Here is a 25,412-nt window from a genome sequence, read left to right as displayed (position 1 = left end):
GCGCGGTCCGCGATCCGGACCGCGCCCTGCTGCACCTCGTACACCCCGGGCCGCTCCGGACCCGTCGGCCGGATCGGAACACGGCCCGGACGAAGGGACCTACGCGTTGCTCGCGGCCACCCAGCGCTCCAGCGCGCGCTTGGCCGCACCCGAATCGATCGACTCGGCGGCCCGCGCGATCCCGGCGGCGATCTGCTCGTTCAGCGTGCCCTCGCCCGGGTCGAGGGCGACCAGCGCGGCGGCCGAGTTGAGCAGGACCGCGTCGCGTACCGGACCGGTCTCCCCGTCCAGCAGCCGGCGGGCCACATCCGCGTTGTACGAGGCGTCGGCGCCGCGCAGCGCCTCGACCGGCACCAGCTCCAGGCCGACGTCACGCGGGTCGAACCGCTCCTCCCGCACGGTGCCGTCCCGGACGATCCAGACCCGGGAGGCCGCCGTGGTGGTCAGCTCGTCGAGACCGTCGTCGCCCCGGAAGACGAGCGCCGAATTGCCGCGGTCGGCGAGCACGCCCGCGACGATGGGCGCCATCCTCAGGTCGGCGACCCCGACGGCCTGGGACCGTACCCGGGCCGGGTTGGTGAGCGGGCCCAGGATGTTGAAGGTGGTCTGTGTGCCGAGCTCCTTGCGTGCCCTGGCCGCGTACCGCAGGGCGGGGTGGAACTTCACGGCGAAGCAGAAGGTGATGCCCGCCTCCTCCGCGACCTCGACCACGCGCTGCGGCGTGAGTTCGAGACTGACGCCGAGCTTCTCCAGGACGTCGGAGGCACCGCTCGCCGAGGAGGAGGCGCGGTTGCCGTGCTTGACGACCTTGGCGCCGGTCCCCGCGATCACGATCGCCGACATGGTGGAGATGTTGACCGTCTTGGCCAGGTCCCCGCCGGTGCCCACGATGTCGACCGTGCGGCCGGGCACGTGGATGGTCCGGGCGTGCGCGTACATGGCGTTCACGAGGCCGGTGACCTCGTCGACGGTCTCTCCCTTGGCCCGCAGCGCGACCGCGAATCCGGCGATCTGCACATCGGTGGCCTCGCCGCTCATGATGCGGTCCATGGCCCACGCGGTGTCCTCGGCGGTCAGGCTCTCGCCGCGCAGGAGCGGGGTCAGCACGCCGGGCCAGGAACGGGCCGCCACGCTGTCGCCGCCGTCCGGGGTCACCACGTTCATGGTCCGCTCCTGGGGTCCACTGCCGGTAAGGGGTCGCTGCACACCCTATCCAGCCCCGGGGACGGCGAAGAGCCCCGTCCATCGAATGGACGGGGCTCCTGCTGTGGCGTTCAGCTGAGGTGATCAGTGGTGGCCGTGGCCGCTGGTGATCTCCTTGTACTCCTCGGCGGTGGGCTTGGCGATCTGGTTGTTCTCGCCGTAGTAGCTCCTGCTGAGCCTGGCCCGCAGCCTCTGCAGCGCCGACGGCTTGCGCTCGACACCGTTCTTGTCGACCGTGGGGCCGATCTCGAACGGCTTGTACTGCTCGTGCGCCGTGAGCGTGTGCAGCTGCGCCGGGCTGAGCGGCTCGTGGATCTCCACGAACTCACCGTGCGGCAGGCGCTTGATGGTGCCGGACTCGCGCCCGTGCAGCACCTTCTCCTTGTCGCGGCGCTGGAGGCCGAGGCAGATCCGCCGGGTGACGATGAACGCCAGGACCGGGCCGACGAAGAAGGCGATCCGGACGAACCAGCTGATCGCGTTGAGCGACAGGTGGAAGTGCGTCGCCCAGATGTCGTTGCCGCCGCCGATCAGCATGACGAAGTAGACCGTCACCCAGGCGACACCGAGGCCGGTACGGGTCGGAGCGTTGCGCGGACGGTCCAGGATGTGGTGCTCGCGCTTGTCCCCGGTGATCCACGACTCGATGAACGGATAGAGCGCCAGCGCCGCGAGGACGACACCGAAGAGAACCAGCGGGATGAGCACGCCCAGGGCCAGCGTGTAGCCCCAGAGGTTGATCTCCCAGCCCGGCATCACACGGACGAAGCCTTCCGCGAAGCCCATGTACCAGTCCGGCTGGGCGCCCGTGGACACCTGGTCGGGCCGGTAGGGGCCGAGCGCCCAGATCGGGTTGATCGTGGCGATCGCGGAGAGGATCGCGATGAATCCGAAGACCAGGAAGAAGAACCCTCCGGCCTTCGCCATGTAGACCGGCAGCAGCGGCATGCCGACGACGTTCTTGTTCGTCCGGCCCGGACCCGCGAACTGCGTGTGCTTGTGGAAGAACACCAGGATGAGGTGGGCGACCACGAGACCGAGCATGATGCCCGGCAGCAGCAGGATGTGGATCGAGTAGAACCTCGAGATGATCTCGGTCCCAGGGAACTCCCCGCCGAACAGGAACATCGAGATGTACGTACCGACGAGCGGCATGGCCAGGATCGCGCCCTGCGTGAAGCGCACACCCGTACCGGAGAGCAGGTCGTCCGGGAGCGAGTAGCCGGTGAACCCGGTGAACATGCCGAGCACGAACAGCAGGAAGCCGAACAGCCAGTTGATCTCACGCGGCTTGCGGTACGCCCCGGTGAAGAACACCCGGAACATGTGCACGAACATGCCGGAGAGGAAGATGATCGCGGCCCAGTGGTGGATCTGGCGGACCAGCAGACCACCACGGACGTCGAAGCTGATGTCCAGCGTCGACGCGTACGCCGCGGACATGCGGATGCCCTGCATCGGCTCGTACGAGCCGTGGTAGACGACCTCGTTCATGCTCGGGTTGAAGAACAGCGTCAGATACACACCCGTGAGGATGATGATGATGAAGCTGTAGAGGCAGATCTCGCCGAGCATGAAGGACCAGTGGTCCGGGAAGATCTTGCGCATGTTGGCCTTGGCGAGGCCGTAGATGCCCAGCCGGCCGTCCGCCCAGTCGGCCACCCGCTCACCGGCGGGCGCCTTGCGCTGTGTTTCCGTCGCAGTACTCATCCGCGCTCCCAGAAGGCAGGACCGACGGGCTCTTCGAAGTCACCGAGCGCCTCGAGGTTGCCCTCGCTGTTCACACCGATCCGCAGCTGCGGGAGGGCGTGACCGGCCGGACCGAAGATGACGCGGGCGCCGTCGGAGAGGTCGAAGGTGGACTGGTGGCACGGGCAGAGCACGTGATGCGTCTGCTGCTCGTACAGGCTGATCGGGCAGCCGACGTGGGTACAGATCTTGGAGAAGGCCACGATTCCCTCGTGGGCCCACTCGCGCTCACGCTTGTCCTTGATGTTGTCCGGCTCGATGCGGATGATCATCAGGGCGGCCTTGGCGATCTGCGTCTGGAAGTCGTGCGCGTCCTCCTCCAGGCCCTCGGGCATGGCGAAGGTCAGCGAACCGACGACGATGTCCTCGGGACGCAGCGGCTCCATGGTGTTCATGTTGACGAGCTGCTTGCCCTTGGCCCACAGGGTCTTGCGGAGTTTCTTCTCCGGCAGCGGACCGAGGTCGCGCAGCAGCACCACACCGGAGAGCGGCACCAGGGCCAGCGCGCCGAACATGGTGTTGCGGATCAGCTTCCGCCGCCCGATCGCGGACTCCTTGGCACCGGCCGCGAAGTCGGCCATGACCTTGGCCTTGACCTCGGGCTCCGCCTCGATGGGGTGCCGGTCGTCGGCGACCTCCACGTCGGACATCAGGGTGCGCGCCCAGTGGACGGCGCCCGCGCCGATGAGGAAGAGCGCCAGACCCAGGGTCATCCCCAGGGAGAAGTTGAGCGCGCTCACGTGGCCGAGCGGCCAGATGAAGACGATCTGGTCGACCGGGAAGATGACGTAGGAGGCGATGAAGCCGATCGTCGACAGCATGGACAGCGTGAACATGAACGCGACGGCTCGCTCGGAGCGCCTCGCGGCCCGTTCGTCGATGTCCTGGATGCGCGGCTTGTGGGCCGGCAGCCCCGGGTCGGCGAACGGGTCGTCCGCAACCTCCACCGCGCCGTGCGCGGTGCCCTGCTCTACCGGCAGGTTCTTTTCTGGAATCTGTTGGCTACTCATGACTTCTTGGCCTTAGCGGTGTGGGCCGCGACCCATACGGCGATGGCGATCAGACCGCCCAGGCCGAAGATCCAGCCGAAGAGACCTTCACTGACAGGGCCGAGGCCACCGAGCGCGAGTCCGCCGGGGGTCGGGGACTCATCACCGTTGACGGTCTTGATGTACGCGATGATGTCTTTCTTCTCCTGCTCCGGCATGGTGCTGTCCGGGAAGGAGGGCATGCTCTGCGGGCCGGTCTGCATGGCCTCGTAGATGTGCTTCGGGCTCACGCCGTCGAGGGCCGGGGCGTACTTGCCGTTGGTCAGCGCGCCGCCCTTGCCGGTGAAGTTGTGGCACTGCGCACAGTTGGTGCGGAACAGGTCGCCGCCCTTGGCCACGTCCGCGCCCGCGGGGTCGACCTGGCTCTCGGTCGGCGTGATCGGACCGGCACCCAGCGACGCGACGTACGCCGCGAGCTGGTCGATCTCGGCCTGGGTGTAGATGACCGGCTTCTTCGGTACCTGGGCACCCGGCTGCTGCGCCGGCATACGTCCGGTAGCGACCTGGAAGTCGACGGCGGCGGAGCCGACGCCCACGAGGGACGGCCCGTCGGTGGTGCCCTGACCGCCGGTTCCGTGGCAGCTGGCGCAGCCTACGGAATAGAGCTTCTTGCCCTCGTCGATCGCGAGGGACTGGGCGGTTTCGTCGGCCTGCGCCTTACCCGCAGGAGCAAACGCGGCGTACAGCCCCCCGGTAGCCGCCAGCGCGAGGAGTAGTACGACGACCGCCGCCAGCGGATGGCGTCGTCGTGCGGAGAGCTTTTTCACGGATTACCCCGGTGTCAGGATCTTCTGCGTCGATGGTGGGTGGGTGCGAGCCCGGTTACTTGATCATGTAGATCGTGGCGAACAGGCCGATCCAGACGACATCGACGAAGTGCCAGTAATAGGACACGACGATGGCCGCGGTGGCCTGCTCGTGGGTGAACCTCGAGGCCGCGTATGTCCTGCCCAGAACGAGCAGGAAGGCGATGAGACCGCCTGTCACATGCAGACCGTGGAAGCCGGTCGTCAGGTAGAACACCGAGCCGTACGGGTCGGAGGACAGGGAGAGACCCGCGTCCTTGACCAGCTCGGTGTACTCGAGGACCTGACCTCCGATGAAGATCGAACCCATCACGAACGTGATGATGAACCAGGTGCGGAGCTTCTTCACATCGCCCCGCTCCGCGGCGAAGACGCCGAGCTGGCAGGTGAGAGAGGAAAGCACCAGGATCGTGGTGTTCGTCGCCGAGAACGGGAAGTTCAGATGGTCGGCCATCTCCTTCCAGTGGTCGGGTCCCATCACCGATCGCAGGGTGAAGTACATCGCGAAGAGGGCCGCGAAGAACATCAGCTCGGAACTCAACCAGATGATGGTTCCGACGCTGGTGAGGTTCGGCCGATTGACCGACGGGTGCGCGTGCCCGGTTTCTACTGTCGTTGCTGTCGCCACGACCGACATTATGTCGGTCGCTTATCCCGCCCTCACTCCGGGGGGTGCTGTTCGGTGTGTCAGTGGAGTGTGTCCTCACCGAACGGCCCATCGAAACGCTGTCATTACCGGTGCTGACAGGCTGTCCACCGGAGTACGATCCGCCCATCGGTTCATGCCCCGAGAGCCCCGAAGACACAGATGTCACGGAGGAACAATGCAGCCGACCGCCACGGTCCTGGTCTACAGCGACGACGCCAACACCCGCGAGCAGGTGAAGCTGGCAGCCGGCCGCAGGCCCGCGGCGGACGTGCCCGCGGTGGAGTTCCTGGAGTGCGCCACGCTGCCCGCGGTCCTGAGCGCGCTCGACCGGGGCGGTGTGGACGTCTGCGTGCTGGACGGCGAGACGGCGCCCGCGGGCGGTATGGGCGTGTGCCGGCAGATCAAGGACGAGATCTTCGACTGCCCGCCCGTGCTGCTGCTGATCGGGCGCCCGCAGGACGCCTGGCTGGCCACCTGGAGCCGCGCGGACGCGGCGGTGACGCATCCGGTCGACCCGGTCGGTTTCGCGGACGCCCTGGCCTCCCTGCTGCGCCAGAGGCTGTCCGTCCAGGCCTGACCGGGCCGCGTACGGTTCCTCCCCGGCGCGGCGCACTCCCCGGCCGGATCAGACCTGGGGGCGCAGCCGCGCCGTCTGGACGTCGGTGCCGGCGTCCGGGGTGCCGCTCCGCAGCGCGCTGCCCTTCTGCCAGCTGTCCCAGGGCAGGTTCCAGTCGCCGAAGCCGTTGTCGAACGGCGTCATCGTCTCGCCCTCGCTGCCGACGACCTTGACGATGTCGCCCTCACGCACGGTGTCGAAGAACCATTCGGCGTCGGCGGTGCTCATCCCCGTGCAGCCGTGGCTGACGTTGGCGTTGCCCTGTGCGCCCGTCGACCAGGGGGCCGCGTGGACGTACTCACCGCTCCACGTGACCCGGGTGGCGTAGTAGACCGGGAGGTCGTACGACTCGGACGAGCCGGCGGCGATGCCGATGCTCTCCCCGCGCATGCGTACGTAGTACTCCTTGCCCAGCACGACCTTGACGCCGTTGCGGGTGGAGAACCCGGGCTTGCCCGTGGTCACCGGGATGGTGTTGATCACCTCTCCGTTGCGCAGGACCGTCATGGAGTGGTCCGAGGCGTCGGTGATGGCCTCGATGCGGTCGCCCGTGGCGAGCTTGAGGGGCTTCGCGGCGGCTCCGTAGAGGGCGTTGGTGACCTTTATGCCCTTGAGGTTGCTGCGGACGTCGATGGTGGCGTCGGCGGGCCAGTACTCCTTGGGCCGGTAGTGCAGGTTCTTGTCGTCGACCCAGTACCAGGAGCCGGTGACGGCGGGGGTGGACCGGACCTGGAGCCCGCGTTCCACGGTGGCCCGGGCCGCCCGGCCGGTGACCGGAGCGCTGAGTTCCGCCGTCACGGGCTGTCCGACGCCGTAGGTGCCCGCCTGCGGGCCGAAGGCGACCTTCAGGAACTTCTTCGCCGAGGTCGTACCGAAGGCGTAGGTACGGGCGCCCGGGGCGCCGTCGCCGTCCTCCGTGGAGACCTTGACCGTGTACCGGGTGCCGGCCGCGAGCGAGGCGGTGGAGTGCCAGCGCTTCCCGTCGGCGTCGAGTTCGCCCGCCAGGTGCCGGCCGTCCGTGTCGACGGCCGTCACGTCCGTGATGCGGGCGTCGTCGTCCTTGACGGTGACTTCGAGGGGCCTGTCGGGGTCGGCCTTCTCGTCCTTGGCGGGACCGTTGAAGCTGACCAGGTCGGCCGCGTCGTGCGGCTTCAGGGACAGTGGATGGCCATCGGGCTCGCCACAGGCGGTCGCACCTGCAACCAGGGTCACGACCAGCAGAGTGCAGCTCACCAGGGTGCGGATGCGCGGCGTGTGGTTCATGAACCCACGCTAAGAAGATTCATCCGATCCAGCGCGTTCAATGACTGCAAACGGGGGCCCGTACCGCTCGGCGACGAGCGGTACGGGCCCCCGTACGGGTGCGGCCGTCCGTGAACGGCGCGGTGCTACTGGGTGCGGTTCTCGCCCCGGTAGTACTCGAAGACCCAGCCGAAGAGACCGATCAGGAGCAGCGGGGCCGAGAAGTAGGCCAGCCACCAGCCGAAGACGACGCCCAGGAACAGGAAGGCGCCACCCATGGCCAGCGAGAGCGGCTGCCAGCTGTGCGGGGAGAAGAAGCCCACGTCACCGGCTTCGTCCGCGATGTCGGCTTCCTTGTTGTCCTGGGCCATCTGGTCGACCCTGTTGGCCGTGAAGGCCAGGTAGAAGCCGATCATGACGGTCAGTCCGAAGGACAGGAGAAGCGCGGTGGTACCCACCGGCTCCTTGGCCCAGACGCCGTACGTGACGGCGATGACCAGCATGAAGACGCTCAGCCAGAGGAAGAGCTTGCCTTGGATCTTCACTTGCCGTCCTCCTTGCCGCCGACGAGGACCTTGTCACCCTCGGAGAGGTGGTCGAGCTGCTCGAGCGCCGCGATCTCCGGGTGGTGCAGGTCGAACGCCGGGGATTCGGAACGGATCCGCGGCAGGCTGAGGAAGTTGTGCCGCGGGGGCGGGCAGGACGTCGCCCATTCGAGCGAACGGCCGTAGCCCCACGGGTCGTCGACCTCGACCTTCTTGCCGTACTTCGCGGTCTTCCACACGTTGTAGAAGAACGGAAGCATCGACAGGCCGAGCACGAACGAGGAGACCGTCGAGATCGTGTTCAGCGCGGTGAAGCCGTCGGCGGCGAGGTAGTCCGCGTAGCGACGCGGCATGCCCTCGGCGCCGAGCCAGTGCTGCACCAGGAACGTGCCGTGGAAGCCGACGAACAGCGTCCAGAACGTCATCTTGCCCAGCCGCTCGTCCAGCAGCTTTCCGGTGAACTTCGGCCACCAGAAGTGGAATCCGGCGAACATCGCGAAGACCACGGTGCCGAACACCACGTAGTGGAAGTGCGCGACGACGAAGTACGAGTCGGAGATGTGGAAGTCCAGCGGCGGCGAGGCCAGGATCACGCCGGTCAGGCCACCGAAGGCGAAGGTGATCAGGAAGCCGACCGACCAGAGCATCGGTGTCTCGAAGGACAACGACCCCTTCCACATCGTGCCGATCCAGTTGAAGAACTTCACACCGGTCGGCACCGCGATCAGGAATGTCATGAACGAGAAGAACGGCAACAGCACACCGCCGGTGACGTACATGTGGTGCGCCCACACGGTCACCGAAAGGCCGGCGATGGCGATCGTCGCGCTGATCAGGCCGACGTAACCGAACATCGGCTTCCGGCTGAACACCGGAATGATCTCGGAAACGATGCCGAAGAACGGCAGGGCGATGATGTACACCTCAGGGTGTCCGAAGAACCAGAAGAGGTGCTGCCAGAGCAACGCGCCGCCATTTGAGGCGTCGAAGATGTGTGCGCCGAATTTCCGGTCGACCTCCAGCGCGAAGAGTGCCGCGGCCAGGACCGGGAAGGCCAGCAGGACCAGGACACCCGTCAGCAGGACGTTCCAGGTGAAGATCGGCATGCGGAACATCGTCATGCCGGGCGCGCGCATGCAGATGATCGTGGTGATGAAGTTGACCGCACCGAGGATCGTGCCGAAGCCGGAGAAGGCCAGGCCCATGATCCACATGTCGGCGCCGATGCCCGGCGAGCGGACCGCGTCCGACAGCGGGGAGTAGGCGAACCATCCGAAGTCCGCCGCGCCCTGCGGGGTGAGGAAACCGGACACCGCGATGATCGAACCGAAGAGGTACAGCCAGAACGCGAACATGTTCAGCCGCGGGAACGCCACGTCGGGCGCGCCGATCTGCAGCGGCATGATCCAGTTCGCGAACCCGGCGAAGAGCGGCGTCGCGAACATCAGCAGCATGATCGTGCCGTGCATCGTGAACGCCTGGTTGAACTGCTCGTTCGACATGATCTGCGTACCCGGGCGGGCCAGCTCGGCGCGCATGAAGAGCGCCAGGAGACCGCCGATGCAGAAGAACGCGAACGAGGTGACCAGGTACATCGTGCCGATGGTCTTGTGGTCGGTGGTGGTCAGCCACTTGACGACCACGCTCCCCGGCTGCTTGCGCCGTACCGGCAGCTCGTCCTCGAACGAGTCGTCTGCTGCCGCGGCACCCTGGGATTCGTTGAGGATGCTCACAGTGTGTTCGTCTCCGCATTCCTGGCCGGGTCCGTCTGCTCGATGCCTGCCGGCACGTAGCCCGTCTGACCCTTCTCCGCCAGCTCCTTGAGGTGCTGCCGGTAACGCTCGGGAGAGACGATCTTGACGTTGAAGAGCATCCGGGAGTGGTCGACGCCGCAGAGCTCGGCGCACTTACCCATGTAGGTGCCCTCCTTCTTCGGAGTCACCTCGAAGGCGTTGGTGTGGCCCGGAATGACGTCCTGCTTCATGAGGAACGGCACCACCCAGAAGGAGTGGATGACGTCACGCGAAGTCAGCACGAAGCGGACCTTCTCACCCTTCGGCAGCCACAGGGTCGGACCCGGGTTGCCGTTCTGCGGGTTGCGCGTACCGGGGATGCCCACGTCGTAGACGCCGCCGGCGTCCTTGGGGAAGTCCTTGCGGTACTTGTCGGGGATGGCGTCGAGTTCCTTCGGGATCTCGCCGCCGGCGGAGGGCTGGCCCTCCACGTTCTCGATGTAGTTGAAGCCCCAGCTCCACTGGTAGCCGACCACGTTGATGGTGTGGGCGGGCTTCGGGCTGAGCTCGAGGAGCTTCGACTCATCGCGTGCGGTGAAGTAGAAGAACACCGAGACGATGATGAGGGGGACCACTGTGTACAACGCCTCGATGGGCATGTTGTACCTGGTCTGCTGAGGTACCTCCACCTTGGTCCTGCTACGCCGGTGGAAGATGACGCTCCACAGGATCAGCCCCCAGACCAGGACACCCGTGGCGAGCGCTGCCGCCCACGAGCCCTGCCAGAGGGAGAGGATCCGAGGGGCCTCTTCCGTTACCGGGGTGGGCATACCGAGGCGGGGGAAATCCTCCCAGTTGTATTCACAACCGGAGGCTGTCGCCAGAACCAGGGCCGCAGTCAGCACCTGCGGCAGCTTCCGCCGCATCGGGCGCCGCGACGAGCGGTCGGAGCCGTTGGGACTCACGTAGCGCCTTCCCGAGAGTCTCGCCCGCACGGTCGGCGCGGCCGTTTCGCTTGGTCGGTCGCCGGCCCTGACGCGGGCAGGGGTTTGGATGTTTATGCGGACCAAACCCTACTGGACGCTATTTGGGGTCGCGCGGGGAGGGTGCCCAACGCGCCGCCCGACACCCCGAAGGGGTGGAATCCGGGCCTCCGGCCGCTGTCTGACGCCCCCTCTCCCCCGTCGGGCACCGGCCCGTCCCCGGGTGACGCGCCGCGCGGGCTAGCGTGGCGGTGTGTCCTACTTCGATGCCGCTTCCTCCGCCCCCCTGCATCCCGTCGCCCGCCAGGCACTGCTTGCCTCCCTGGACGAGGGCTGGGCCGATCCGGCCCGGCTCTACCGTGAGGGGCGGCGGGCCGGGCTGCTGCTGGACGCGGCCCGGGAGGCCGCGGCGGAGGCGGTCGGATGCCGGCCCGACGAGCTCGTCTTCACCTCGTCGGGAACGCGTGCGGTGCACTCCGCGATCGCCGGGGCTCTTTCCGGCCGTCGGCGTGTCGGCCGCCATCTGGTCCTTTCCGCGGTCGAGCACTCGTCGGTGCTCCACGCGGCCGCGGCGCTGGAGGCCGCCGGCGGATCGTTCACCGAAGTGCCGGTGGACCGGTCCGGGGCGGTCGACCCCTCCGGATTCGGCGCGGCGCTGCGCGCGGACACCGCGCTGGCCTGCCTGCAGTCCGCGAACCACGAGGTGGGGACCGAGCAGCCGGTGGCCGGGACCGCGGAGATCTGTGCGGCGGCGGGCGTGCCGCTGCTGGTGGACGCCGCCCAGTCGCTGGGCTGGGGACCGGTGCCGGACGGCTGGTCGCTGCTGACCGCCAGTGCCCACAAGTGGGGCGGGCCGGCCGGGGTCGGGCTGCTCGCGGTCCGCAAGGGCGTCAGGTTCGCACCCCAAGGCCCGGCCGACGAGCGGGAGTCGGGCCGGGCAGCCGGCTTCGAGAACATTCCGGCCGTCGTGGCGGCGGCGGCCTCCCTGCGCGCGGTACGCGCCGGGGCCGCCGAGGAGTCCGTACGGCTGCGCGCCCTGGTGGACCGTATCCGGGCCGCGGTGGGTGGCGGCCTGGTGCCCGACGTGGAGGTGGTCGGTGATCCGGTGCGGCGGCTGCCGCACCTGGTCACCTTCTCCTGTCTCTATGTCGACGGGGAGACCTTGCTCCACGAACTGGACCGGGCGGAATTCTCTGTTTCGTCCGGTTCATCCTGCACGAGCAGCACCCTGACGCCGAGCCATGTCCTCAAGGCGATGGGGGTGCTCACGGAGGGAAACATCCGGGTCTCGCTTCCGTACGGGACCACCGGGGCCGAGGTCGACCGCTTCCTCGCGGTGCTTCCGGGCGTGGTGGCCGGGGTACGGGAGCGGCTCGGCGCGCCGACCTCGGCGGCCCCCTCCCCCGCACCGCGTGCGTCGCTGGTCGTCGACGCGCTGGGCAGGCGCTGCCCGGTCCCGGTGATCGAACTCGCAAAGGTGATCGGAGAGGTACCCGTGGGCGGCACGGTGACGGTCCTCGCCGACGACGAGGCCGCCCGGCTCGACATTCCCGCCTGGTGCGAGATGCGCGAGCAGGAGTACGTGGGTGAGGAGCCGGCGGACCGGGGCTCGGCCTACGTGGTCCGCCGGCTCCTGTGAGCCCGCCCTAGGAGAGGTGAGCCCGGACCTCGGTGGCCGCCTCGTCCCCGTACGCCTTGGTGAAACGGTCCATGAAGTGGGTCCGGCGCAGGGTGTACTCCTGGGTGCCGACCGTCTCGATGACCAGGGTCGCGAGCATGCAGCCGACCTGGGCGGCGCGCTCGAGGCCGACGTTCCAGGCGAGGCCGGAGAGGAAACCGGCCCGGAACGCGTCGCCGACACCGGTCGGGTCGGCCTTCCGCTCCTCCTCGGCGCAGCCGACCTCGATCGGGTCCTCGCCGGCCTGCTCGATGCGGACGCCGCGGGCGCCGAGCGTGGTGACGCGGTGGCCGACCTTGGAGAGGATCTCCTCGTCGCTCCAGCCGGTCTTGGACTCGATGAGCCCCTTCTCGTACTCGTTGGAGAAGAGGTACGTGGCGCCGTCGAGGAGGATCCGGATCTCGTCGCCGTTCATCCGGGCGATCTGCTGCGAGAAGTCCGCGGCGAAGGGGATGTTCCGGGAGCGGCACTCCTCCGTGTGGCGCAGCATCGCCTCGGGGTCGTCGGCGCCGATGGAGACGAGGTCGAGGCCGCCGACCCGGTCGGCGACGCTCTTCAGCTCGATCAGCCGGGCCTCGCTCATCGCACCGGTGTAGAAGGAGCCGATCTGGTTGTGGTCCGAGTCCGTCGTACAGACGAAGCGGGCCGTGTGCAGGACCTCGGAGATGCGCACCGAGCCGGTGTCGACGCCGTGCCGGTCGAGCCAGGCGCGGTACTCGTCGAAGTCCGCCCCGGCGGCGCCGACCAGGATGGGCCGGGTGCCGAGCAGACCCATACCGAAGGCGATGTTGGCGCCGACGCCTCCGCGGCGCACGTCGAGGTTGTCGACCAGGAAGGAGAGCGAGACCGTGTGCAGCTGGTCCGCGACGAACTGGTCGGCGAATCGGCCGGGGAAGGTCATGAGGTGGTCGGTGGCGATGGAGCCGGTGACTGCAATGCGCACGGGGAGGCTGCTCCTGCGGAAGGCGAAGGGAACGCGTGAGCGCCCCCTCCGGGACGGCATGACAGTTCACGCTACCCGGTATCGCGACCGGCCCCGAAGGGGAAAACTACCCGATAGTAGGTCTTTCTACCTGAGGTCCCCCTGCGTACGGTGCGGATATGTCGAACAACATCGTTCCGCGCGAGTCCGAGACGAGCCTGGCCGAGCTGCGCGGGGACTGCGCACGCATGGCGCCGCACTGGGTCGTCCCCACGAAGACCGCCACCGAGCCGGTGGCGCCGTCCCGGATCCACGGGGTCACGGTGCCGCCCTCCTCGGCCCGGCTGATCGACGCCATGTCCGACTACGGGGACTGACCGGCCGGCGGCGCCCCGGCGCCCGCCGGGGGAACCGTGCGCTCCCCTGCTCCGTCCCACCGTTGTCCCCACTCGGGGTACGGGCGATGAGCCAGTGGCGGCTATGCAGTCGAAGGAGCGATCCGGTGAGCACCGAGCGACCCGAGAATGACGTGACCGGTACCCGGCGGCGGCGTTCGCCGCTCGCCGTGGCCTCGGTGGCGGCAGCCGTACTGGTGGCCGGTGGCGGCGGCGCCTACTGGGCCTCGACGGCTGCGGGCGAGGCCGGCCCGGGACTCCTCCCCGATCCCGGGACCGGCTCGCCTCCCGTGCTGTCGCTGGACGACGGCCCGTCGGCTCCTCCGACGGGCATCGCTCCGGGTGAGCCGGATCCCCGGGGCGGCGGGACTGTCTACCGCGCCGCGGGCGAGCTGCCCGACGGCCCGGACACGGCCGCCGTGCACCGCGCGAAGGGCGCGGTGACCGCGGCGGAGGTGGCGCGGCTGGCGAAGGCGCTCGGGGTGCCGGGAACACCGCGTACCGAGGGCACCGCCTGGAAGGTGGGCAGTGACGGGGACGGGTCGGGACCGGTTCTGCGGGTGGCCGGGCAGGCTCCCGGCACCTGGACCTTCGCCCGGTACGCCTCCGGTGGCCCGGACGCGTGCGAGTCGGCCGCGGTCTGCTCGAAGGACCCCGCGCCGGGCACCGGCTCGCCCGTGAGCGAGAAGGCCGCCAGGGCCGCGGCGCTTCCGGTGCTGAAGGCCGTGGGGCAGGACGACGCCGCACTCGACGCCCGCCAGCTGATGGGTTCCGTACGCGTGGTGAACGCCGACCCGGTGGTCGGCGGGCTTCCGACGTACGGCTGGTCGACCGGGATCCAGGTGGGTCCCGGGGGTGAGGTCGTCGGCGGCAGCGGGCAGCTGAAGGGTCTGGACAAGAGCGACACGTACCCGGTGATCAGTGCCGAGGAGGCGCTGAAGCAGCTGAACGCGGAGGCCCGGCGGGCCGCGAAGGACGGTACCGGCGGCTGCGCGACCCCCGTACCGCTGGAGGGCGACCCGGCCGCGCCGGACGGGACGGACTGCTCAGGCCCGGGCGGCACCCCGCAGACCACCACGGTGACGGTCGGGAAGGCGGCGCTGGGGCTCGCCGCGCGCTACGCGGACGGGGAGCGGGTGCTCGTGCCCTCGTGGCTGTTCTCCGTACGGCCCCGAGGGGGCGGCCCGGAGAACACGGTCGTGCGGGTGGCGGTGGCCCCGGAGTACCTGGCGAAGGAGACCGTCCGGCCGGCCCCGGAACCCACGAAGGTCCCGCAGGACCCGGGAACGGGCTCGGACGGCACCACGGCCGGGCAGCGGCAGATCATCTCGTACCGCGCCGAGGGCAGGACGCTGAAGGTGACCTTCTGGGGCGGCGTGTGCAGCACGTACGCGGCGCGCGCCGCGGAGAGCGGCACGGCGGTCCGGGTCACGGTCACCGAGTCGGAGCCGGAGCCCGGCAGGGCGTGCATCCTGATCGCCGAGGAAATGACCCGGACGGTGACGCTGGACGCCCCGCTGGGCGACCGGAAGGTGGTCGACGCGGTGTCGGGAGCCGCGGTGCCGCGCGGCTGACGGCCCCGTGCGCGCACACAGCGGCGGCGGCGCTCCCGGATCCCCCGGGTGCGCCGCCGCCGTCGTACGCACCAGGCTCAGCTGAAGGAGTCACCGCAGGCGCAGGAGCCCGTGGCGTTCGGGTTGTCGATCGTGAAGCCCTGCTTCTCGATCGTGTCCACGAAGTCGACGGAGGCGCCGCCCAGGTACGGGGCACTCATCCGGTCGGTGACGACCTTGACTCCGCCGAAGTCCTTCACGACGTCGCCGTCGAGCGAGCGCTCGTCGAAGAAGAGCTGGTAGCGCAGGCCCGAGCAGCCTCCGGGCTGCACGGCGACGCGCAGCGCGAGGTCGTCACGGCCCTCCTGCTCCAGCAGGGTCCTGACCTTGTCTGCGGCGGCGTCGGACAGGAGGATGCCGTCGCTCACGGTGGTGGTCTCGTCCGATACGGACATCTGCTTCTCTCCCGGGTTGTTCGGACTGCTTGCCGACGGTCCAACCATCGGGGCCGCGGATTCATTCCGGGCCAGGCGCTTGTCTGTTCCCTTCATGCTCGCACAATCCCCCGCGGGGGGATGCGTCACATCGACGCTATCGGCATCGTCAATCCGACGTGCGGCGGTTATGATAGATAGCGTCAATTAGACGAAAAGGCTTGTTCGCAGAGTTCGCAGAAAAGAAAGGGTGCGTGTCGTGACCACCGCCCAGCCCCTGGATGTCCAACCGACGCCCCTCGCCCTGCTGCTGCTCGGCCGCGAGGCCGACCCGAGGAGCGAGCGAGGCGTCGAATGCCCCGGCGACCTGCCCTCGCCGTCCGACCCGGACCTGGTGGAGCGCGCCCGCGCCGCCAAGGAGAAGCTCGGGGACAAGGTCTTCGTCCTCGGGCACCACTACCAGCGCGACGAGGTCATCCAGTTCGCGGATGTCACCGGCGACTCGTTCAAGCTGGCCCGGGACGCCGCCGCGCGGCCCGAGGCGGAGTACATCGTCTTCTGCGGCGTGCACTTCATGGCCGAGTCCGCGGACATCCTGACCGGTGACGACCAGAAGGTCGTGCTTCCGGACCTGGCGGCGGGCTGCTCGATGGCCGACATGGCCACCGCGGAGCAGGTCGCCGAGTGCTGGGACGTGCTGACCGAGGCGGGCGTCGCCGAGCAGGTCGTGCCGGTCTCGTACATGAACTCCTCCGCCGACATCAAGGCCTTCACCGGCCGGCACGGCGGCACGATCTGCACCTCCTCGAACGCGAAGCGCGCGCTGGAGTGGGCCTTCGAGCAGGGGGAGAAGGTCCTCTTCCTTCCGGACCAGCACCTGGGCCGGAACACGGCCGTGCGGGACATGGGCATGAGCCTGGAGGACTGCGTCCTCTACAACCCGCACAAGCCGAACGGCGGCCTGACCGCCGAGGAGCTGCGCGACGCGAAGATGATCCTGTGGCGCGGGCACTGCTCGGTGCACGGGCGGTTCTCGGTGGAGTCCGTCGAGGACGTACGCGCGCGCATCCCGGGCGTGAACGTCCTGGTGCACCCGGAGTGCAAGCACGAGGTGGTGGCGGCCGCGGACCACGTGGGCTCGACGGAGTACATCATCAAGGCCCTGGAAGCGGCTCCGGCCGGCTCGAAGTGGGCCATCGGTACGGAGCTGAACCTGGTACGCCGTCTGGCGAACCGTTTCGCCGCGGAGGACAAGGAGATCGTCTTCCTCGACAAGACGGTGTGCTTCTGCTCGACCATGAACCGGATCGACCTGCCGCACCTGGTGTGGACGCTGGAGTCGCTGGCCGAGGGGAACCTCGTCAACCGGATCCAGGTCGACCCGGAGACGGAGAAGTTCGCGAGGCTGGCCCTGGAGCGGATGCTGGCGCTGCCGTAGGGATCGCCGGGCCCCGGAAGCCCGAGGGGAAGGCCCCCGAACGCCGGTGCGGCGTCGGGGGCCTTCCTGTTGCCTCCGGGGGTCAGGCCTTGGCCGGCTCCGGCTCTTCGGAGGAGGCCTCCGCCGAGGAGCCGGGGGTCGCGATGCCGGACCTGGCCTCGCGCCTGGCCGCCTTCTTCCCGGCGCGGCGCTCCTTGCGGAGCTCGACCATCGCGTAGAGCGTCGGCACCAGGAGCAGGGTCAGCAGCGTGGAGGTGATCAGACCGCCGATCACCACGACCGCCAGCGGCTGCGAGATGAAGCCGCCTTCGCCCGTCACGCCGAGCGCCATCGGGAGGAGTGCGAAGACCGTCGCCAGTGCGGTCATCAGGATCGGGCGGAGACGGTGACGGCCGCCCTCGACGACCGCCTCGACGACGCCCATGCCCTGCGACCTGTACTGGTTGATCAGGTCGATCAGCACGATCGCGTTGGTCACCACGATGCCGATGAGCATCAGCATCCCGATCATCGCCGGGACGCCCATCGGGGTGCCGGTGATGACGAGGAGGCCGATGGCGCCCGTCGCCGCGAAGGGGATGGAGACCAGCAGGATCAGCGGCTGGACGAGCGAGCGGAAGGTGGCCACCAGCAGCATGAAGACGATCGCGATGGCCGCCAGCATGGCCAGCCCCAGCTTCCCGAAGGCGTCGTCCTGGTCCTGGGAGACGCCGCCGATGGTGGCGGTGGCGCCGTCCGGGAGATCCAGGGCGTCGATCTTCGTCTGGAGCGAGGCGCTGACCGCGCCGGTGTTGTCGCCCGTCGGCTTGGCCGTGATCGTCGCCGCGCGCTGACCGTCGATCCGGGTCATCGTGACCGGGCCGGGGACCAGCTTCACGTCGGCGATCCGGCCGAGCTCGACCGGGCCGAGCCTCAGGGCCTTCAGCTCGGCCGTCGTGGTGGCCGGGCTGGACGACCGCACGACGATGTCACGCTCGGTGTCGTCCATGATCGCCTTGCCGGACGGGGTGCCCCGCACCGCGCCGGCGACCGCCGCGCCGAGCGTGCTCTCGTTGAATCCGGCCTCGGCCGCCTTGTCGTTGGCCCTGACCGAGATGCGCGGAACGCTCTGCGCCAGGTCGCTCTGGACGTCGGTGACGTCGTCGAGTTCGGCGACCTCGGTCCGCACCGCTTCGGAGGCCTTCTTCAGGACGTCCGCGTCGGCGGCCTTCACCACGACGCTCAGGTCCTGGCTGCCGAAGCCGTCGCCGGCGGCGATCGTCGTGTCGCCGATGCCGTCGAGCTTGCCGAGGGCCTCGTCGATCCGCTCCTGCGTGGCGTCGAAGTCCGCCGCGTCCCCGAGGGTGACCTGGTAGGAGGCCTGATTGGCTCCCGTACCGCCGCCGAACGCCGCCATGAAGCCGGACGAGCCGACGGTGACCTGGTAGTCCTTGACGCCACTGTCGGCGGCGAGGACCTTCTCGACCTTCCGTGCGGCCGCGTCGGCCGCCTCCAGGCTGGTGCCGGGGGTCAGCTCCTGCTTGATGGAGAGGACTTCCTGCTCGCCCTGGTCGAAGAAGTTCGTCTTCAGCAGGGGCGCCATGCCGAAGGTGCCGAACAGCACCACGAAGGCGATGACGATGCTGGTGACACGGCGCCGGGTCGCGAAGCGCAGCACCGGGACGTAGATCCGCTGGAGCCGGCTCGCGGCTTCCTTCTCCTCGGCCTGGCGGCGCGCCTCGTCCGGGTTCTCCGCGGTGCCCCTGGGGGCGCGCAGGAACCAGTACGACAGGACCGGCACCACGGTCAGCGAGACCAGCAGGGAGGCCAGCAACGCCGCAGTGACGGTGAGGGAGAACGAACCGAAGAGCTGGCCGACCATGCCGCCGACCAGGCCGATGGGCAGGAAGACGGCGACGGTGGTGAGCGTGGACGAGGTGACCGCGCCGGCCACCTCCTTGACCGCGGTGATGATCGCCGACTGCCGCTCCTCGCCGTAGCCGAGGTGCCGCTTGATGTTCTCCAGGACCACGATCGAGTCGTCGACGACGCGGCCGATCGCGATGGTCAGCGCGCCGAGCGTGAGCATGTTCAGAGACAGGTCGCGGGTCCAGAGCACGATCAGTGCCAGCACCACGGAGAGCGGGATGGAGACCGCGGTGACAAGCGTCGAGCGGACGGACGCGAGGAAGACCAGGATCACGATGACCGCGAAGAGCAGGCCGAGCGCGCCCTCGGTGGTCAGACCGGAGATCGCCTTGGAGACGGCGGGGCCCTGGTCGGACACGACGGTGAGCTCGGCGCCGGCGCCGAGGTCCTTGCGCAGCTCCGGGAGCTTGTCGTGGACGGCGTCGGAGATGGCGACGGCGCTGCCGTCCTGGTCCATGGTCGCCACGACGGCGAGGCTCGGCCTGCCGTTCGTGCGGGTGATGGAGACCGCCGTGGAGGGCTCCTCCTTCACCGTGGCGATGTCACCGACGCGGACCGGCTTCCCGGGCCTGCCGGCCGCCGGGTCCTGCGCGGAGATCCTGAGGTCCTCGATCTGCTGGAGCGAGGTGAAGGAGCCGCCGACCTGGATGGTGCGGCTCTTGCCCGACTCGGCGAAGGAACCGGCCGGAACGGTCGCACCGCCGGCCTGCAGGGCCTGGGCCAGCGAGCCGGCGTTCAGTCCGGCCGCCGCCAGCTTCCTGTCGTCGGGGACGACGGAGACCTGGAGGTCCTGGACACCGTCGACCGAGACCTGGCCGACACCGTCGATGTCCTCGATCGCCGGGACGACCGTGCGGTCGAGCCGGTCGCTGAGCGCCTGCTGGTCCTCGTCGGACGTGACGGCGAGGACGACGGTCGGGATGTCGTCCGTCGAACCGGCGATGACCTGCGGGTCGACGTCGTCGGGCAGCTGGATGCGGGCGCGGTTGACGGCCTGCTGGATGTCGGCGACGAGCTGCTTCGTGCCTTCGTCACCGAAGTCGAAGCTCGCCATGATGACGGCGTTGCCCTCGCTGGCGGTCGAGGTGATCCCCTCGATGCCGTCGACGGCCTTGATCGCGTTCTCGAGGGGTTCGACGACCTGCTTCTCGACCACGTCGGGGGACGCACCCTGGTAGGGGGCCAGCACCGACACCATCGGGAGTTCGATGGTGGGCAGCAGCTGCTGCTTGAGCTGCGGGATCGCGATCGCTCCGAAAACGAGCGCGACGATCGAGATCAGCCCGATCAGGGCCCTTTGCGCGAGGCTGAATCTGGACAGCCAGGACATGGGTGGGTCTCTCTTCTGTGGCGTACGCGGCAGTGGGGCGGCTGATCAGGAACGAAGGCCGAAGGCCCGGGTCCGAAGATCAAACGAAGGGGACACAGCCTGCCCAGCTACACGATCGCCGATCCCGGGGGCGAATTCGTCGGTCCCCGGGTTGCTTTCTCATGAAGCGCATACCGCAGCTGGAGTACGCCGGATCTCCACCCCTCACTCGGTCCTGGGCCGCACCAGGCCGGATTCGTACGCGACGACGACCAGCTGGGCCCGGTCCCGTGCGCCCAGCTTCGCCATCGCCCTGTTCACATGGGTCTTGACGGTGAGGGGGCTGACCACGAGCCGCTCGGCGATCTGGTCGTTGGAGTGCCCGCCCGCGACCAGGACCAGCACCTCGCGCTCACGTCCGGTGAGCGCGGCGATCCGTTCGGAGTACCCGGCGGCGTCCGGGCCCACGCCGGCGCTCCCGCCCTGGGCGAGGAAGGTGGCGATGAGCCCCTTGGTCGCGGCCGGGGAGAGCAGCGCCTCGCCACCCGCGGCGATACGGATGGCGTTGAGCAGCTCGTCCGGTTCGGCGCCCTTCCCGAGAAAGCCGGACGCGCCCGCGCGCAGGGACTGCACCACGTACTCGTCCACCTCGAACGTGGTGAGCATGACGATCCGTACGTCCGCCAGACCGGGGTCCGCGCTGATCATCCGGGTGGCGGTGAGCCCGTCGGTGCCGGGCATCCGGATGTCCATCAGCACCACGTCCGCGCGGGTCGAGCGGGCCAGTGCGACGGCCTCGGCACCGTCCGCGGCCTCGCCGACGACCTGCATGTCGGGCTCCGAGTCGACCAGCACCCGGAACGCGCTGCGCAGCAGCGCCTGGTCGTCCGCGAGCAGCACCTTGATCGGTGTCATGCGCGTCCCCCCGTCCGTTCCGCGGTGGCCGGTCTCTCCGGCTCAGCCGTGCGGGACATGACGGGCAGGATCGCATGGACACGGAATCCACCGCCGTAACGGGGACCGGCGGTGAGGGTGCCACCGAGCGCGGTGACGCGTTCGCGCATGCCGATGAGGCCGTGCCTGCCGCCGCCGCCGTCGTCGTCGTGCCCGTCGGCACGGCCCGTACCGGCGCCCCTTCCGTTGTCGAGCACGGTGATCTCCGCCGTCGCCCCGACCCGTACGACGCTCACCTCGGCCTCGGCGTCCGCGCCCGCGTGCTTGCGTACGTTGGTCAGGGCCTCCTGGATGATCCGGTAGGCCGCGAGGTCGACGGCGGCGGGCAGCGGGCTGTCGCGGTCGGTGCAGGCCACCACGACGGGGAGGCCCGCGTTCCGGAAGGTGCCGACCAGCTCGCCGAGGACGGCGAGTCCGGGGGCCGGCTCGGTGGGCGCCTCCGGGTCGCCGGACTGGCGCAGCAGCCCGACGGTGGACCTGAGTTCGTTGAGCGCGCAGCGGCTGGCCTCCCGTACGTGGGCGAGCGCCTCTTTGGCCTGGTCCGGGCGCTTGTCCATGACATGGGCGGCCACCCCGGCCTGGACGTTGACCAGGGCGATGTGGTGGGCGACGACATCGTGCAGGTCCCGGGCGATCCGCAGCCGTTCCTCGGCGACCCGGCGGCGGGCCTCCTCCTCGCGGGTGCGTTCCGCCCGCTCGGCCCGTTCCCGGATCGCGTCCACGAACGCGCGCCTGCTGCGCACGGCGTCCCCGGCGGCACCGGCCAGACCGGTCCAGGCGAGGACGCCGACGTTCTCCTGGCCGTACCAGGGGGCCGAGCCGACCGCCATCGCTGCCACGGTCAGCACCACCATGGTCAGCAGGCCGACGCGCCAGGTGGTGGGGCGGTCGGTGCTGGCCGCGACGGTGAAGAGCGCGATGACGGAGCTCATCACCACGGGGGCGGGCGGGTCCATCAGGAGGAACTCGAGGGCGGACAGCACCCCGGTCACGGCGAGCACCGCCATGGGGTTGCGCCGCCGCAGGACGAGCGCCGCGGCCCCGAGCACCATCAGGAGGACGCTGAGGGGTTCGGGGGTACGGACGCCGAAGATGGGCCCGTGTCCCGGGTTCGGCTCGGCGAACGACGCGCAGAGCATGGCGGCGAGCACCGCCGTGGCGAGCGCCCCGTCGAGGGCGAGGGGGTGGCCGTGCAGCCAGCGCCGGGCACGCACGAGTCCGGTTCCGAGGGTGGTCACGTCGAGCCACGGTACGGCGTGCCGTCCACCGGACGTCCGTGCGGTGTCCGGACGCGGTCCCGCGGTGGCGTCGGGGAACCACTCCCGCAGCACCGTGCCCCGCACCGGTGGGACCGGTGCGGGGCACGGTGGGGAGTGTGGAGCGGGCGTACGGTCAGCCGGCGATGAGCCCGTCGTCGCCGAGCATCGCGCGCACCTCGTCGAGGGTGGCGTCCGGTGACGGCAGGATCAGCTCGGACGGCTCCAGGGAGTCGTCCGGCAGTGGCGAGCCGAGCTCGCGCACCTTGTCGAGGAGCGCGTGGAGCGTGGTGCGGAAGCCGGGTCCGTCACCGCTCTCCATCTCGGCGAGCAGTACGTCGTCGAGCTTGTCCAGCTCGGCGACGTGACTGTCGGCCAGGACGACCTGGCCCTCCCCCATGATCCGTACGATCATGACGCTGCCCTCACTGCTTGTCGAACTTGTGCGGAGACTGCTGCGACTGCGGTGCCGCGTCCTGCGCACCGCCCTCGATGGCCTGCTGCTGCGCGGAGGAACCGCCGGCGAGCTCGGCCTTCATCCGCTGCAGTTCCAGCTCTACATCCGTACCACCGGAGAGCCGGTCCAGCTCGGCGGCGATGTCGTCCTTCGCCGTCCCGGTCGGGTCGTCCAGGGCGCCGGAGGCCAGCAGCTCGTCGATGGCTCCGGCCCGGGCCTGGAGCTGCTGGGTCTTGTCCTCGGCCCGCTGGATGGCGAGGCCGACGTCGCCCATCTCCTCGGAGATGCCGGAGAAGGCCTCGCCGATCCGGGTCTGCGCCTGGGCCGCCGTGTAGGTGGCCTTGATGGTCTCCTTCTTCGTGCGGAAGGCATCCACCTTGGCCTGCAGCCGCTGGGCCGCGAGAGTGAGCTTCTCCTCCTCGCCCTGCAGCGTCCGGTGCTGCGTCTCCAGGTCGGTGACCTGCTGCTGGAGGGCGGCGCGCCGGGACAGCGCCTCACGGGCCAGGTCCTCGCGGCCGAGCGCGAGTGCCTTGCGGCCCTGGTCCTCCAGCTTGGACGACTGTCCCTGCAGCTGGTTCAGCTGCAGCTCGAGCCGCTTGCGCGAAGTCGCCACGTCGGCGACCCCGCGGCGCACCTTCTGAAGCAGCTCCAGCTGCTTCTGGTACGAGTAATCGAGGGTCTCGCGCGGATCCTCGGCCCGGTCAAGGGCCTTGTTTGCCTTCGCGCGGAAGATCATTCCCATACGCTTCATGACACCGCTCATGGGCTTCGCGCGCCCCCTTCTGACGGACTGGGCTCCAGCACTCCAACAGAACCCACAGTACGGGCCCTGTCTCCATTACCGCACTGTTCGGGCGTTGATGTGCTCCTCCCCAAGGACGACTGCGAGCGGTGACCGCTCCCGCCCAGGGAGTAGACGGCAATCGGGGGCACGCCGCACCGGAGTCCGTTCTGCCCCTGTCAGGACAGTTATCAGGACGCGGTCCGTTGCCGGATCGTTCCCGCCCGGTCCCGTGTTGCCCGCACCGACCCCGTACCCTTGGGTTTTGTGTTCCGTAGCCGTTCCAAGGAAGAGAAGGCCCCCACCGGCAAGGTGACGGCGGACCTCTCCAAGCAGCCCCGCGACCCTGAGGCTCCCAAGGGTCGCCCCACCCCCAAGCGCAGCGAGGCCCAGACGCAGCGCCGGCGAGCCTCCAGCGGCACGCCGACCGATCGCAAGGAGGCGATGAAGCGCCAGCGCGAAGCGCGACGCGCCGATCTGGCCAGGCAGCGTGAGGCACTCGCGTCGGGTGACGAGCGTTATCTGCCCGCGCGTGACAAGGGGCCCGTGCGGCGCTTTGTCCGTGACTTCGTGGACTCGCGCTTCTGCGTCGCGGAGTACTTCCTCCCGCTCGCGGTGATCATCCTGATCCTCAGCGTGATCCAGGTCCAGAACATCCAGAACATCTCCCTGATGCTCTGGCTCGGCGTGATCGTGCTGATCGTGGTCGACTCCGTCGGCCTCGGGTTCCGCCTGAAGAAGCAGCTGGCCCAGCGCTTCCCGGACGCCCCGAAGCGCGGCGCGGTGGCCTACGGCCTGATGCGTACGCTCCAGATGCGCCGGCTGCGGCTTCCGAAGCCGCAGGTCAAGCGGGGAGAGCGGCCCTGAGCACGGAGACCTCCGGTTTCACGGGGGTCTCTTCCCAGTGGCTCGAGGGGCTCGGCGGCCTGCGCAACACGGTCCGCCAGGAGCTCGTCGCCCGGCAGCTGGACGAGCAGATAGCCGCGCGCTTCCCCGTGGGGCGGCGGCTGCGGGTGCTCGACGTCGGCATGGGCCAGGGCACGCAGGCGCTGCGTCTGGCGCGGGCCGGGCACTCCGTGACGGGCCTGGAGTCCGACGGCGAGATGCTCAGGACCGCGCGGGAGTCGCTCGCGGGTGAGCCCGAGGGCATCCGGGAGCGGATGCGGCTCGTCGAGGGCGACGGCCGCGACACCGGGGTCCACTTCCTGCCCGGCAGCTTCGACGTCGTGCTCTGCCACGGCGTCCTGATGTACGTACCCGAGCCCGATCCGATGCTGGCAGGTCTCGCCCGGGTGCTGGCGCCCGGCGGCCTGCTGTCCCTGCTCGTGCGGAACGCCGACGCGCTGGCCATGCGGCCCGGGTCGGCGGGCGACTTCGCCGGGGCCCTCGCGGCGTTCGACACGGACACCTACACGAACCGGCTCGGCCTCACGGTGCGGGCGGACCGGCTCGGCACGCTGAGAGCCACGCTCGCCGGGATCGCCGCGCCGCTGCACGCCTGGTACGGCGTACGGGTCTTCACGGACAACGTGGGCAACGAGGTGGAGCTGCCCGGCGCCGAGCAGTTGGCACGTGTGCTGGACGCGGAGGACCGGGCGGGGCGTACCGATCCCTACCGCGGGGTGGCCGCGCTGCTGCACCTGTGCGGGGTGCGCGGCTAGGGTCCCCGGTCCGGATGCGGGGCTCGGGGCCGTACGCCTGACCGGCCCATCAGCGCGGGCCCCTCGCCGGGGGCCCTGGCGATACTCCGGG

Annotated in this window: 23 protein-coding genes; 7 read left to right on the top strand and 16 right to left on the bottom strand. The window is 69.5% G+C overall.

Annotated features, from left to right (window positions below):
• Positions 1 to 99: 99 nt before the first annotated feature.
• The 5 genes from trpD to AB0F38_RS03945 all read right to left on the bottom strand — a co-directional run bounded on the left by trpD (position 100) and on the right by AB0F38_RS03945 (position 5,444).
• Complete coding sequence (gene trpD / locus AB0F38_RS03965) at positions 100 to 1,164, bottom strand: anthranilate phosphoribosyltransferase (RefSeq protein WP_361886135.1); 1,065 nt, start codon at positions 1,162 to 1,164, stop codon at positions 100 to 102.
• 123 nt (positions 1,165 to 1,287) lie between these two features.
• Positions 1,288 to 2,913: a cytochrome bc complex cytochrome b subunit gene (locus AB0F38_RS03960; RefSeq protein WP_361886132.1), complete on the bottom strand. Its 1,626-nt coding sequence runs from the start codon at positions 2,911 to 2,913 to the stop codon at positions 1,288 to 1,290.
• Positions 2,910 to 3,962, bottom strand: a complete 1,053-nt coding sequence (locus AB0F38_RS03955; RefSeq protein WP_361886129.1) for a Rieske 2Fe-2S domain-containing protein — start codon at positions 3,960 to 3,962, stop codon at positions 2,910 to 2,912. Before AB0F38_RS03955 ends, AB0F38_RS03960 begins: the two co-directional genes overlap by 4 nt.
• Positions 3,959 to 4,768, bottom strand: coding sequence for a c-type cytochrome (locus AB0F38_RS03950; protein WP_361886126.1), 810 nt, complete (start codon positions 4,766 to 4,768; stop codon positions 3,959 to 3,961). The genes AB0F38_RS03955 and AB0F38_RS03950 overlap by 4 nt, the downstream gene beginning before the upstream one ends.
• 55 nt (positions 4,769 to 4,823) lie before the next feature.
• On the bottom strand, positions 4,824 to 5,444 hold the full coding sequence (locus AB0F38_RS03945) for a heme-copper oxidase subunit III (RefSeq protein ID WP_056784286.1): 621 nt from the start codon (positions 5,442 to 5,444) through the stop codon (positions 4,824 to 4,826).
• A 187-nt stretch (positions 5,445 to 5,631) separates the two neighbouring features.
• Between AB0F38_RS03945 and AB0F38_RS03940 the strand changes: the two genes are divergently transcribed.
• Positions 5,632 to 6,033, top strand: coding sequence for a hypothetical protein (locus AB0F38_RS03940; RefSeq protein WP_361886122.1), 402 nt, complete (start codon positions 5,632 to 5,634; stop codon positions 6,031 to 6,033).
• A 48-nt stretch (positions 6,034 to 6,081) separates the two neighbouring features.
• Here AB0F38_RS03940 and AB0F38_RS03935 read toward each other — a convergent pair whose 3' ends face one another.
• The 4 genes from AB0F38_RS03935 to coxB all read right to left on the bottom strand — a co-directional run bounded on the left by AB0F38_RS03935 (position 6,082) and on the right by coxB (position 10,557).
• Complete coding sequence (locus AB0F38_RS03935; RefSeq protein WP_361886119.1) at positions 6,082 to 7,335, bottom strand: Ig-like domain-containing protein; 1,254 nt, start codon at positions 7,333 to 7,335, stop codon at positions 6,082 to 6,084.
• A 125-nt stretch (positions 7,336 to 7,460) separates the two neighbouring features.
• Complete coding sequence (locus tag AB0F38_RS03930; RefSeq protein ID WP_361886116.1) at positions 7,461 to 7,859, bottom strand: cytochrome c oxidase subunit 4; 399 nt, start codon at positions 7,857 to 7,859, stop codon at positions 7,461 to 7,463.
• Positions 7,856 to 9,592 carry a cytochrome c oxidase subunit I gene (gene ctaD, locus AB0F38_RS03925; RefSeq protein ID WP_361886113.1) on the bottom strand — a complete coding sequence of 579 codons (1,737 nt, stop codon included), beginning with the start codon at positions 9,590 to 9,592 and terminating at the stop codon, positions 7,856 to 7,858. The genes AB0F38_RS03930 and ctaD overlap by 4 nt, the downstream gene beginning before the upstream one ends.
• Positions 9,589 to 10,557 (bottom strand): cytochrome c oxidase subunit II, encoded by a 969-nt coding sequence (gene coxB, locus AB0F38_RS03920; RefSeq protein WP_361886110.1) that lies wholly within the window; start codon positions 10,555 to 10,557, stop codon positions 9,589 to 9,591. Before coxB ends, ctaD begins: the two co-directional genes overlap by 4 nt.
• Positions 10,558 to 10,828: 271 nt before the next feature.
• On the opposite strand from coxB, the gene AB0F38_RS03915 reads away from it, so the two are divergent.
• On the top strand, positions 10,829 to 12,214 hold the full coding sequence (locus AB0F38_RS03915) for an aminotransferase class V-fold PLP-dependent enzyme (RefSeq protein ID WP_361886107.1): 1,386 nt from the start codon (positions 10,829 to 10,831) through the stop codon (positions 12,212 to 12,214).
• A 7-nt stretch (positions 12,215 to 12,221) separates the two neighbouring features.
• On the opposite strand, the gene AB0F38_RS03910 is transcribed toward AB0F38_RS03915, so the two are convergent.
• Entirely contained in the window at positions 12,222 to 13,196 is a 975-nt protein-coding gene (locus AB0F38_RS03910; RefSeq protein WP_361886104.1) for a carbohydrate kinase family protein, read from the bottom strand.
• A 158-nt stretch (positions 13,197 to 13,354) separates the two neighbouring features.
• On the opposite strand from AB0F38_RS03910, the gene AB0F38_RS03905 reads away from it, so the two are divergent.
• Positions 13,355 to 13,552, top strand: coding sequence for a hypothetical protein (locus AB0F38_RS03905; protein ID WP_361886101.1), 198 nt, complete (start codon positions 13,355 to 13,357; stop codon positions 13,550 to 13,552).
• A gap of 125 nt (positions 13,553 to 13,677) precedes the next feature.
• The gene (locus AB0F38_RS03900) at positions 13,678 to 15,144 is read left to right on the top strand and encodes a hypothetical protein (protein WP_361886098.1); all 1,467 of its coding nucleotides are present in this window, start codon (positions 13,678 to 13,680) and stop codon (positions 15,142 to 15,144) included.
• Positions 15,145 to 15,221: 77 nt separating this feature from the next.
• Here the strand turns inward: AB0F38_RS03900 and AB0F38_RS03895 are convergent, their stop codons facing one another.
• Positions 15,222 to 15,578, bottom strand: a complete 357-nt coding sequence (locus AB0F38_RS03895; RefSeq protein ID WP_056784314.1) for an iron-sulfur cluster assembly accessory protein — start codon at positions 15,576 to 15,578, stop codon at positions 15,222 to 15,224.
• Positions 15,579 to 15,807: 229 nt separating this feature from the next.
• On the opposite strand from AB0F38_RS03895, the gene nadA reads away from it, so the two are divergent.
• Positions 15,808 to 16,995: a quinolinate synthase NadA gene (gene nadA, locus AB0F38_RS03890; RefSeq protein ID WP_361886095.1), complete on the top strand. Its 1,188-nt coding sequence runs from the start codon at positions 15,808 to 15,810 to the stop codon at positions 16,993 to 16,995.
• An 82-nt stretch (positions 16,996 to 17,077) separates the two neighbouring features.
• Here nadA and AB0F38_RS03885 read toward each other — a convergent pair whose 3' ends face one another.
• From AB0F38_RS03885 to AB0F38_RS03865, 5 genes are all read right to left on the bottom strand, one after another.
• On the bottom strand, positions 17,078 to 20,233 hold the full coding sequence (locus AB0F38_RS03885) for an efflux RND transporter permease subunit (protein WP_361886092.1): 3,156 nt from the start codon (positions 20,231 to 20,233) through the stop codon (positions 17,078 to 17,080).
• Between the two features lie 204 nt (positions 20,234 to 20,437).
• Entirely contained in the window at positions 20,438 to 21,127 is a 690-nt protein-coding gene (locus AB0F38_RS03880) for a response regulator transcription factor (RefSeq protein WP_361886089.1), read from the bottom strand.
• Complete coding sequence (locus AB0F38_RS03875; RefSeq protein ID WP_361886086.1) at positions 21,124 to 22,404, bottom strand: histidine kinase; 1,281 nt, start codon at positions 22,402 to 22,404, stop codon at positions 21,124 to 21,126. Before AB0F38_RS03875 ends, AB0F38_RS03880 begins: the two co-directional genes overlap by 4 nt.
• 154 nt (positions 22,405 to 22,558) lie before the next feature.
• Positions 22,559 to 22,837, bottom strand: a complete 279-nt coding sequence (locus tag AB0F38_RS03870; RefSeq protein ID WP_361886083.1) for a hypothetical protein — start codon at positions 22,835 to 22,837, stop codon at positions 22,559 to 22,561.
• Positions 22,838 to 22,847: 10 nt separating this feature from the next.
• Positions 22,848 to 23,630: a PspA/IM30 family protein gene (locus tag AB0F38_RS03865; protein WP_361886080.1), complete on the bottom strand. Its 783-nt coding sequence runs from the start codon at positions 23,628 to 23,630 to the stop codon at positions 22,848 to 22,850.
• Between the two features lie 297 nt (positions 23,631 to 23,927).
• Between AB0F38_RS03865 and AB0F38_RS03860 the strand changes: the two genes are divergently transcribed.
• Together AB0F38_RS03860 and AB0F38_RS03855 are read left to right on the top strand one after the other, a co-directional pair.
• Positions 23,928 to 24,527: a DUF3043 domain-containing protein gene (locus tag AB0F38_RS03860; protein ID WP_361886077.1), complete on the top strand. Its 600-nt coding sequence runs from the start codon at positions 23,928 to 23,930 to the stop codon at positions 24,525 to 24,527.
• 59 nt (positions 24,528 to 24,586) lie between these two features.
• A complete protein-coding gene (locus tag AB0F38_RS03855; protein ID WP_361886761.1) occupies positions 24,587 to 25,321 on the top strand; it encodes a methyltransferase domain-containing protein in 735 nt (244 codons plus the stop codon).
• Positions 25,322 to 25,412 lie beyond the last annotated feature (91 nt).

Source organism: Streptomyces sp. NPDC025273 (assembly GCF_040638585.1).
In the GTDB taxonomy this organism is placed as follows: domain Bacteria; phylum Actinomycetota; class Actinomycetes; order Streptomycetales; family Streptomycetaceae; genus Streptomyces; species Streptomyces cinereorectus.
Note: the sequence above shows the minus strand (reverse complement) of the source record. Positions and strands in the feature narration are given on the sequence as shown.